Source organism: Streptomyces sp. UNOB3_S3, assembly GCF_020740895.1.
Classification (GTDB): domain Bacteria; phylum Actinomycetota; class Actinomycetes; order Streptomycetales; family Streptomycetaceae; genus Streptomyces.
Genome location: NZ_JAILXP010000293.1, coordinates 1 through 9185 on the forward strand (window position 1 = coordinate 1; position 9185 = coordinate 9185).

The 9185-nt window shown below is 72.0% G+C and carries 9 protein-coding genes; 6 read left to right on the plus strand and 3 right to left on the minus strand.

Translation table 11 applies throughout. From position 1 onward, the window contains the following. A partial coding sequence (locus K6I33_RS26145) for an alpha/beta fold hydrolase (protein ID WP_229356989.1) occupies positions 1–182 on the minus strand: 182 nt, incomplete at its 3' end. 88 nt (positions 183–270) lie between these two features. Here K6I33_RS26145 and K6I33_RS26150 point away from each other — a divergent pair. The 3 genes from K6I33_RS26150 (at position 271) to K6I33_RS26160 (ending at position 2886) form a co-directional block, all read left to right on the plus strand. Further along, on the plus strand, positions 271–1176 hold the full coding sequence (locus K6I33_RS26150; RefSeq protein WP_229356990.1) for a LysR family transcriptional regulator: 906 nt from the start codon (positions 271–273) through the stop codon (positions 1174–1176). 100 nt (positions 1177–1276) lie between these two features. After that, positions 1277–1840: a cysteine dioxygenase family protein gene (locus K6I33_RS26155; protein WP_229356991.1), complete on the plus strand. Its 564-nt coding sequence runs from the start codon at positions 1277–1279 to the stop codon at positions 1838–1840. Continuing rightward, positions 1840–2886, plus strand: a complete 1047-nt coding sequence (locus tag K6I33_RS26160; RefSeq protein WP_229356992.1) for a YeiH family protein — start codon at positions 1840–1842, stop codon at positions 2884–2886. The genes K6I33_RS26155 and K6I33_RS26160 overlap by 1 nt, the downstream gene beginning before the upstream one ends. A gap of 45 nt (positions 2887–2931) precedes the next feature. Here the strand turns inward: K6I33_RS26160 and K6I33_RS26165 are convergent, their stop codons facing one another. Next, entirely contained in the window at positions 2932–3525 is a 594-nt protein-coding gene (locus tag K6I33_RS26165; protein ID WP_229356993.1) for a hypothetical protein, read from the minus strand. 263 nt (positions 3526–3788) lie between these two features. Here K6I33_RS26165 and K6I33_RS26170 point away from each other — a divergent pair, with 263 nt between their 5' ends. Together K6I33_RS26170 and K6I33_RS26175 are read left to right on the plus strand one after the other, a co-directional pair. Further along, positions 3789–5225 carry an MFS transporter gene (locus tag K6I33_RS26170; protein WP_229356994.1) on the plus strand — a complete coding sequence of 479 codons (1437 nt, stop codon included), beginning with the start codon at positions 3789–3791 and terminating at the stop codon, positions 5223–5225. A gap of 105 nt (positions 5226–5330) precedes the next feature. Then, a complete protein-coding gene (locus tag K6I33_RS26175; RefSeq protein WP_229356995.1) occupies positions 5331–7121 on the plus strand; it encodes a DEAD/DEAH box helicase in 1791 nt (596 codons plus the stop codon). Positions 7122–7167: 46 nt separating this feature from the next. On the opposite strand, the gene K6I33_RS26180 is transcribed toward K6I33_RS26175, so the two are convergent. Further along, complete coding sequence (locus tag K6I33_RS26180; RefSeq protein WP_229356996.1) at positions 7168–8130, minus strand: LAETG motif-containing sortase-dependent surface protein; 963 nt, start codon at positions 8128–8130, stop codon at positions 7168–7170. A 293-nt stretch (positions 8131–8423) separates the two neighbouring features. Between K6I33_RS26180 and K6I33_RS26185 the strand changes: the two genes are divergently transcribed. Continuing rightward, complete coding sequence (locus K6I33_RS26185) at positions 8424–9065, plus strand: IclR family transcriptional regulator (RefSeq protein WP_229356997.1); 642 nt, start codon at positions 8424–8426, stop codon at positions 9063–9065. The last annotated feature ends 120 nt before the right edge of the window (positions 9066–9185 follow it).

Consider the following 9185-nt stretch of genomic DNA (forward strand, 5'->3'; position numbering starts at 1 on the left):
GCGCCCGTACCGCGGCTGTCGGGGACGACGAGGGTGTGGTGGGCGTCCAGTCCGCCGAGGTCGCCGAGGTACGCGGCGTCGCGGCCGGGCCCGCCGGCCAGGCAGACGACGGGTGGTCCGGCGCCCTCGCCGAGGACCCGGTAGGCCAGTTCCACCGAGTCGTATGAGGTGTAACGGTGCATAAGTCCACCATGCCGGAAATGTTGAGTGATCCAGAAGTAAGCCACCCCTCCCCGCCCCCCTATCCCAAATTCCGCTTATGATTCCGGCGTGTTCGACTCCCGGCACATCAAGACTTTCCACGCGGTCGTCACCGCGGGGTCCTATTCGGCCGCCGCCCGGGCCCTGGGGTACACCCAGCCCGCGATCACCCAGCAGATGAAGGCCCTCGAACGTGCCGTCGGCACGCCGTTGTTCACCCGGGTCGGGCGGAGGATGCGGCTGACCGAGGCGGGCGAGGCCCTCGCGCGGCATGCTGAGGTCATCCTCGACAGCCTGACCGCTGCGCAACGGCAAATGAGCTCCCTGACCCGGCTGCGCGCCGGGCGGGTACGGGTGTGCGCCTTCCCCAGCGCGGGAGCCACCCTCATACCCGAGGCGCTGGCCCGGCTGGCGGCCGACCACCCCGGGGTGCGGGTCGAGCTCCAGGAGGGCGAGCCGCCGGACTCGCTGCGCCGGCTGGTGCGCGGCGAGTGCGACATCACGCTCGCCTTCACCTACCCCGGCCTGCACGAACAGGTCCCCGACGAGCTCGTCGAGATACCTCTGTTCGAGGACCAGCTGACGGTGCTGCTGCCGATAGGCCACCCGCTGGCCCGCCGCCGCGCCGTCAAACTCGCCGACCTGGCGGAGGAGCGCTGGATCGCCGGCTGTCTGCGCTGCCGCACCAATTTCCTCCACGAGTGCGCCGAGCAGGGCTTCGCTCCGGACATCGCGTTCACAACGGACGACAACCTCGTCGTGCAGTCGCTCGTCGCCGAGGGGCTGGGGGTCGCGATGATGCCGGGGCTGGTGTTGTCCTTCCTCCGGCACGACAAGATCACCGGACGGGCCCTCGACCCGGCCTGCCGGCGGCACGTCTCCGCCTACGTCCTCCGCGAGCACCTGCGCATCCCCGCCACGGCGCTCGTCCTCGACGAGCTCAAGGCCGTCGCGGCGCGGCGGGTCGGGTGCTGAGTTCCCGTTCCGGATGTCCGCGCACCTATAAGCGGGTGTTGGCGGCCGGGTTAAAAACTGTCGTTGGACGTGATGGATCGGGCGCCCCGACGCTGCACCCATGACCACCCCCACCGCACCCCCGACGACAGCGACGACCGCGCGCCTCGGCCGGCTCGTCGACGAGATCCGTGAGACCGTCGGCCGCGGCCTGGCGCCCGACGCGACGGCCTACCTCGTCGGCGAGCGGCTCGCGGCCCACCTCGGCGCCCCGGACCTGCTCACCCCCGAGCAGTGTGAAGGCGACCCCGACCGCTACCGCCAGCACATCCTGCACGCCGAGACCGACGGCAGCTTCTCCGTCGTCGCGCTCGTCTGGATGCCCGGACAGCGGACCGCCATCCACGACCACGTCTCCTGGTGCGTCACCGGCGTCCACCAGGGCACCGAGAGCGAGCGCCGCTACCGCCTCGTCCCCGACGTCCCGGCCGCGCGCCTGGTCGCCACCGAGGACGTGGTCAACCGGCAGGGCGACGTCTGCGGCTTCGCGCCGCCCGGTGACATCCACCGGGTGCGCAACGCCTGCTCGACCGTCGCCATCTCCCTCCACGTCTACGGTGCCGACGTCTCCCGGCTCGGCTCCAGCGTGCGGCGCGTGTACGACCTGCCCGCCGACGAGTTCTGATGGCGGTCGTCGACTCCCGGACCTCCGCCCGGCCGACGTCCGTTCCCCGGAAGAAGGCCGCGCCGGGGAAGCTGCCCGGGCTCGCCATGGCCGCCACCGGCGTGGCCCTCGCCTGGGGCACGCACCGGCTCGTACCCGCCGTCCCCATGCTCACCGCCGCCGTCGTCCTCGGCATCGCCGCCGCCCATCTGCCCGGCGTACGGGCCCGGGTGCGGGGCGTCGGCAAGCCGGGGCTGACGCTGGCCGGGAAGCGGCTGATGCGCGTCGGCATCGTGCTGCTGGGGCTCAAACTGAGCCTCGACGACGTGCTGGGGCTGGGCTGGGCCACCGTCGCGATGGTGCTCGCGGTGGTCGCCGCGACCTTCTTCGGGACGCTGTGGCTCGGCCGCCGGCTCGGGCTGCGCGGCGACCAGCCGCTGCTGATCGCCACCGGCTACTCCATCTGCGGGGCCTCCGCGATCGGCGCGGTCAGCGAGGTCTCGGGCAGCGACGAGGAGGATGTCGCGACGTCCGTGGCGCTGGTGACGCTGTGCGGCACGCTCGCCATCGCCGTACTGCCGCTGCTCCACCATCCGCTGGGGCTCGGCGACGCGGAGTTCGGACGGTGGGTGGGCGCGAGCGTCCACGATGTCGGGCAGGTGGTGGCGACCGCGCAGACCGCCGGGCCCGCCGCCCTCGGCGACGCCGTACTGGTCAAGCTCATGCGGGTGGCCCTGCTGGCGCCGCTGGTGGCGGCGGTGGCCGTGGCCGTACGACAGCGCCGCCAGGCGCTCCCCACGGGCAAACGGCCCGCGCTCGTCCCCCTCTTCGTCCTCGGCTTCCTCGCCATGGTGGCGCTGCGGACCACCGGGTGGCTGCCGGGCGGCGCGCTGGACGCGGCCGCGCACGCGCAGGAACTGCTGCTCGCCGCAGCCCTCTTCGGGCTGGGCAGCGCGGTGCACCTGCCCTCGCTCGTCCGGACGGGCGGGCGGGTCGCGGCGCTGGGGCTGTGCTCGTGGGTGGTCGTCGCGGGCGTGTCGTACGGGGGCGTGCTGCTCACGACGTGAGGGGTACGGAGCCCGGCTGGAGCCGGGCCCCACGCCCCTGGGGCGTCACGATCCGGAGAGCTCGACCATCTCGGTGATCTTGTTGCCCGGGCCGAGCGTCACGTTGTAGTAGTTCTGGCCGGCGCACCACTCCTTGTGGTCCGCCTTGCTCTGGTTGTCGTACTGCTGGTGGTTCGGGTCCGCGCACTCCTTGACGTGACCGATGCCCGAGAGGGTCTTGTCGGTGGGCCGGTTCGGGCGGACCTGGGGGCCGTCCAGGCTGATGACGGTCACCTTCGCGTTCTCGTTGTCGAAGGCGTAGGTGTTCGTCGGGCCCTCGTTGCGGTAGAAGGCGCCTTCGTCCATCTTCGTGTTGCAGGACACCGCGGCGTCCTGCGCGATGATGTTGTTCATCGCGCCCTCGACGCTCTTCACCTTGATGAGCTTGTGGCCCTTGGGCAGCGGCGCGCAGGGGTCCTTGTAGTCGCTCTTGCCCTTGCCCTTGTCGCCGCCCGGCTGCTGCGACGGCGCCGCGCTCGCCGAACCCTTGACGTCGTCCTTGCCGCCGTCCTTGCCGCCGTCCTCGGTGGGCCCGCAGGCGGTCAGTGCGAGTGCGCCGGAGACGACCAGCGCGGCCGCGACGACATGGCGAATGGACATAGGGATCCCCCTGGTGCAGCCCGGCGTCGACCGCCGGGGTTGAACAGTGAACTACGTACGAACCGGCCGGAAGCTTATGGGCATGGCCATGGCGAAAATCGGCCGTTTGCTCGGTCATGATCAAACCGCGACCGAATGACGACGGACCCGTGTCCGACCTGTGGCCGAGCCCCGGCCCGACCGCGCGACTAGGCCTCAAGGCCGAGTGGATCTCCTTCGCGCGACAGGGGTCAAACCGGCTTTCGCCACTTACTCTGAAGGCCATGACCGCCGCTGATCCCATCTCCGCCACCCAGGCCGCGACGGACCCGGAGGAAGGCGTTCTAGGACGCCGCCACCGCGCCCTCACCCTCGGCATCGTCTCCGTCGTCTCCCTGATCGCCTTCGAGGCCAGCGCCGTCAACACCGCGATGCCCGTCGCGGCCCGCGCGCTCGACGGCATCGGGCTGTACGCCTTCGCCTTCTCCGCCTTCTTCACGGCGAGCCTGTTCGCGATGGCGCTGTCGGGGGAGTGGTGCGACCGCTCCGGCCCCCTCATACCCCTCTTCACGGGCATCGCCGCCTTCGGCACCGGGCTGGTGGGCGCGGGCGCGGCGCAGCGGATGTGGATGTTCGTGGCCGCGCGCGGCCTGCAGGGCATCGGCTCCGGGCTCGTGATCGTCGCCCTGTACGTGGTCGTGGGGCGTGCCTATCCGGAACGGCTGCGGCCCGCTGTGATCGCCTCCTTCTCCGCCGCCTGGGTGGTCCCCGTGATCGTGGGACCGCTGGTGGCGGGAACGGTCACCGAGAACCTCGGCTGGCGCTGGGTGTTCCTGGCCATCCCGGTGCTGATACTCCTGCCGCTCGCCGTGATGCTCCCCGCCCTGCGCGCGCTGCCGCCGGGGAAGAACGCGGGCACGATGAACCGGCGCCGGATCCTTCTCGCGCTCGGCGTCGCCGCCGGGGCCGGGCTGCTCCAGTACGCGGGCCAGGACCTCCGCCCGCTGTCGGCCGTCCCCGCCGTCGCCGGGCTCGCCCTCCTCGTACCGTGCGTACGGCTGCTGCTGCCCGCCCGCACCTTCCTGGCCGGGCGCGGGCTGCCCTCCGTCGTGCTGCTGCGCGGCCTCGCGCAGGGTTCCTTCCTGGCCGCCGAGACCTTCGTCCCGCTGATGCTCGTGACCGAGCGCGGGCTGTCGGCCACGCTCGCCGGGCTGTCGCTCACCGGAGGCGGGCTGACCTGGGCCCTCGGCTCGTACACCCTGAGCCGGGCCCGCCTGGAACCCCACCGGGAGCGGCTGATGGGCCTGGGCATGGCGGTACAGGCGATCGCCGTGGCGGCGGTGCCGCTGGTGCTGATCGACGCGGTGCCGGTGTGGCTGGTGGCCGTCTGCTGGCTCCTCGTCGGCTACGGGATGGGGCTGACGATCTCCAGCGTGGGCGTGCTCACGCTCCGGCTGTCGCGGCCGGGGGAGGAGGGCACGAACGCGTCCTCGCTCCAGGTGTCGGACGCACTGGGGAGCGTGGTGCTGGTGGGGCTGGCGGGGGTGCTTTTTGCTCTTGGCGGGGGGTCTTCGTCTGCGGCCGCGCACGACACGGTCGCGCCGGCCGGGGCGTTCGTGGCGGTGTTCGTGCTCTCGGCGGGGGCGGCGCTGGCGGGGGCGTACGTCGCCACGCGGCTGCGGCCGCGGGGGCAGGCCGCGGAGCTGTCGCCCGGACTGTGAGGTCCGTCCCACCGCCGGGTGGACCCGGCACGTAGCACACGGACGGCGTTGCCGACGCGGGTAGGCTGACGCGGTTGCCGACCGCCGACCCCGCCGACGGAGACCGTGACTACCACCACCGCGAATCACCATCTCTCACCCGCCTTCCCCGGCCGGGCGCCCTGGGGTACCGCCAACAAGCTGCGTGCCTGGCAGCAGGGCGCCATGGAGAAGTACATCCAGACGCAGCCCCGCGACTTCCTCGCCGTCGCCACCCCGGGCGCCGGGAAGACCACCTTCGCCCTGACCCTGGCCTCCTGGCTGCTGCACCACCACGTCGTCCAGCAGGTGACCGTCGTCGCGCCGACCGAGCACCTGAAGAAGCAGTGGGCCGAGGCCGCCGCCCGGATAGGCATCAAGCTCGACCCCGAGTACAGCGCCGGGCCGCTGGGCCGCGAGTACCACGGCGTCGCCGTCACCTACGCCGGTGTGGGCGTGAAGCCCATGCTGCACCGCAACCGCAGCGAGCAGCGCAAGACGCTCGTCATCCTCGACGAGATCCACCACGCCGGCGACTCCCGCTCCTGGGGCGACGCCTGCCTGGAGGCCTTCGAACCGGCCACCCGCCGCCTCTGCCTCACCGGCACGCCCTTCCGGTCCGACACCAACCCCATCCCCTTCGTCACCTACGAAGAGGGCAACGACGGCATCCGCCGCTCCTCCGCCGACTACACCTACGGCTACGGAAACGCGCTGGGCGACGGCGTCGTCCGCCCGGTGATCTTCCTCTCCTACAGCGGCAACATGCGCTGGCGCACCAAGGCGGGCGACGAGCTGGCGGCCCGGCTCGGCGAGCCCATGACCAAGGACGCCATCTCGCAGGCCTGGCGCACCGCCCTGGACCCGCGCGGCGACTGGATGCCGAACGTGCTGCGCGCCGCCGACCGGCGGCTGACCGAGGTCCGCAAGTCCATCCCCGACGCCGGCGCCCTGGTGATCGCCTCCGACCAGGAGTCCGCGCGCGCCTACGCCAAGCTGATCCGCGAGATCACCGGCGAGGGCGCGACGCTCGTGCTGTCCGACGACAGCGGCGCCTCCCAGCGCATCGACGACTTCTCACAGGACGACTCCCGCTGGATGGTCGCCGTCCGCATGGTGTCCGAGGGCGTGGACGTCCCCCGCCTCGCGGTCGGCGTGTACGCCACGACGATCTCCACCCCGCTGTTCTTCGCCCAGGCCGTCGGCCGCTTCGTGCGCTCGCGCCGGCGCGGCGAGACCGCGTCCGTCTTCGTCCCGACCATCCCCACGCTGCTGACCTTCGCCAACGAGATGGAGGTCGAGCGCGACCACGTCCTCGACAAGCCCAAGAAGGAGGGCGAGGAGGAGGACCCCTACGCCGAGTCCGAGAAGGAGATGGACGAGGCGAACAAGGAGCAGGACGAGGACACCGGCGAGCAGGACCAGCTGCCCTTCGAGGCGCTGGAGTCCGACGCCGTCTTCGACCGCGTGCTCTACGACGGCGCCGAGTTCGGCATGCAGGCCCACCCCGGCAGCGAGGAGGAGCAGGACTACCTCGGCATCCCCGGACTGCTGGAGCCCGAGCAGGTCCAACTGCTGCTCCAGAAGCGGCAGGCCCGGCAGATCGCGCACAGCCGCCGCAAGCCGGACGAGCAGGCCGACCTGCTCGAAATCCCCGCCGAGCGGCGACCGGTGGTCACCCACAAGGAGCTCCTGGAGCTCCGCAAGCAGCTCAACACGCTCGTCGGCGCGTATGTCCACCAGAGCGGCAAGCCGCACGGTGTGATCCACACGGAACTGCGCCGCGTGTGCGGCGGCCCGCCGAGCGCGGAGGCCACGGCGGGACAGCTCACGGACCGCATCAACAAGGTGCGCGAGTGGGCCACGCGCATGAGGTGACACGAGGAAGGGGTGCCGCCCTACCGGGGCGGCACCCCTTCGCGTGTCAGCCCTGCGCGTTCGCGCGGCGGCGCGTCGCGACGACCAGGCCGGCGCCCGCGACGATCGCCACGGCGCCGCCCCCGGCGATCCACGGGGTCGCCGGGTCGGAGCCGGTCGCGGCGAGCTCGGTACGGCCGCCGTTGGCGGTCGTACCGCCCGAGCCGGACACCGTGCCGGCGGCAGCGGTGGACGACGAGGCGCTCGGGCTCGCCGAGGAGGACGCGGAGGCGCTCGCGCTGGCGGAGGGCTTGGCGCTGGCGGTCGCCTTGCCGGACGCGGTCGCGGTGGCGGTCGGAGAGGCGGAGGCGGTCGCGCTCTTGCTCGGGTCGGGCTTGGGCTTGACGGCCAGTACGGAGAATTCCTGCTCCGCGGTGGCGGCCAGGTTGTTCTCGGCCGTCACCCGAAGGCGGGCCGTGTGGGCCGGGGTCTGCTTGCCGAAGTTCAGCTGTACGTCGAACTTCGCGATCTGACCCTTCTTCAGCACGTGCCGGCCGAGCGAGCCGGAGCGCGTGAAGGACTTGTTGTCCGGGCTGTAGCTCTTGTCCAGCGTCACCCGCAACCAGCCGGGGTCTGTGCCCGCCTGGGGCTGCCAGAGCTCGATGGCGTAGTCATCGGCCTTGCTGGCATCAGCTTTGGCGGGGAGGTAGAGGACGTGAGGCGTGAAGGTCACGTCCTTGTCCCCGTTCTGGTTGTCGTACCAGATCTGGAACGTCAGCGGCTTGTCCGCGCCCGCTCGGAGCGAATTCGGGATCCCGTGCACCGACACCGGGATCTGAGAAGGGGTCTTGTCCTTGTCGGTCTTCTCGGCCGGGACCGTACCCGGCTGTTCAACTGTCTGAGTGCCCTGCTCGACCGTCGTCTGTCCCGTCGTGGCCGGCTGCTCCTCGGCGATCGCCGGCGTGGCCAGGAGGAGGGCCGGGGTGATGACACCGGCCGCCACGATCGTGGCTATTCGGGAAATCTGCATGGCGATCACACTAAAGCCCCGCAATGCCAATGGCCCCCCTGGATTGCCCCGTCCACAAAGTGGATTGCGCAATTCCCCTCCCTGGTGCCCGGATTGTGGGCAGACTCTTCCGCTGAGCGGACCGGCGGCGCTACCGTGCCGGTCACGCACACGCCCCGTGGCAGCGCCGCCGCGGAGCGCAGCCGGACCATAACGACAAGCCGCCGGCGGCCTCTCCTCGCGCGCTGCCGGAACGGGACCGGCGCCGCGACCCCACCGCGAAGGGAGCCGCCACTCATCGGAGGAGGGGCGTCGTGACCGCGGAGACTTCGCAGACGCTCGACAGGGGACTGAAGGTCCTCAAACTGCTCGCCGACACCGACCACGGACTGACCGTCACCGAGCTGTCCACCCGGCTCGGCGTCAACCGGACCGTCGTCTACCGGCTCCTGGCCACCTTGGAACAGCACGCGCTCGTCCGCCGGGACATAGGCGGCCGGGCCCGGGTGGGCCTCGGGGTGCTGAGGCTCGGGCGGCAGGTGCACCCGCTCGTGCGGGAAGCGGCCCTGCCCGCCCTGCGCTCGCTCGCCGAGGACCTCGGAGCCACCGCCCATCTCACCCTCGTCGACGGCGCCGAGGCGCTCGCGGTCGCCGTCGTCGAGCCGACCTGGACCGACTACCACGTCGCCTACCGCGCCGGATTCCGTCACCCCCTGGATCGCGGCGCCGCAGGCCGGGCCATCCTCGCCGCCCGCCGCGGCGAGGTCGACAACCCCGGGTACGCGCTCACCCACGGTGAACTGGAGGCCGGGGCCAGCGGGGCCGCCGCGCCGCTGCTCGGGGTATCCGGGATAGAGGGGAGCGTGGGAGTGGTGATGCTCGCCGACTCGGTGCCCCCGCGGGTCGGGCCGCGGGTGATGGAGGCCGCGAAGGAGGTGGCCGACGCGCTGCGGTAGCCCACCGGCGTGAGGGGGCGGGGTGGGGCGGACGGGCCCTGGTAGGGGCGTAAAGAGCTCTTCGCCGCTGGAGCCGAATGCGGGGCGACCGGCGCAGCAATAGCAGGCACCGCGAAGAGC

Bases quoted from the DNA above. Each gene is read 5' to 3' on its own strand.
- K6I33_RS26165 (WP_229356993.1), bottom strand. From the start codon at position 3,525: ATGTCCATTCGCCATGTCGTCGCGGCCGCGCTGGTCGTCTCCGGCGCA.
- K6I33_RS26170 (WP_229356994.1), top strand. From the start codon at position 3,789: ATGACCGCCGCTGATCCCATCTCCGCCACCCAGGCCGCGACGGACCCG.
- K6I33_RS26180 (WP_229356996.1), bottom strand. From the start codon at position 8,130: ATGCAGATTTCCCGAATAGCCACGATCGTGGCGGCCGGTGTCATCACC.
- K6I33_RS26160 (WP_229356992.1), top strand. From the start codon at position 1,840: ATGGCGGTCGTCGACTCCCGGACCTCCGCCCGGCCGACGTCCGTTCCC.
- K6I33_RS26155 (WP_229356991.1), top strand. From the start codon at position 1,277: ATGACCACCCCCACCGCACCCCCGACGACAGCGACGACCGCGCGCCTC.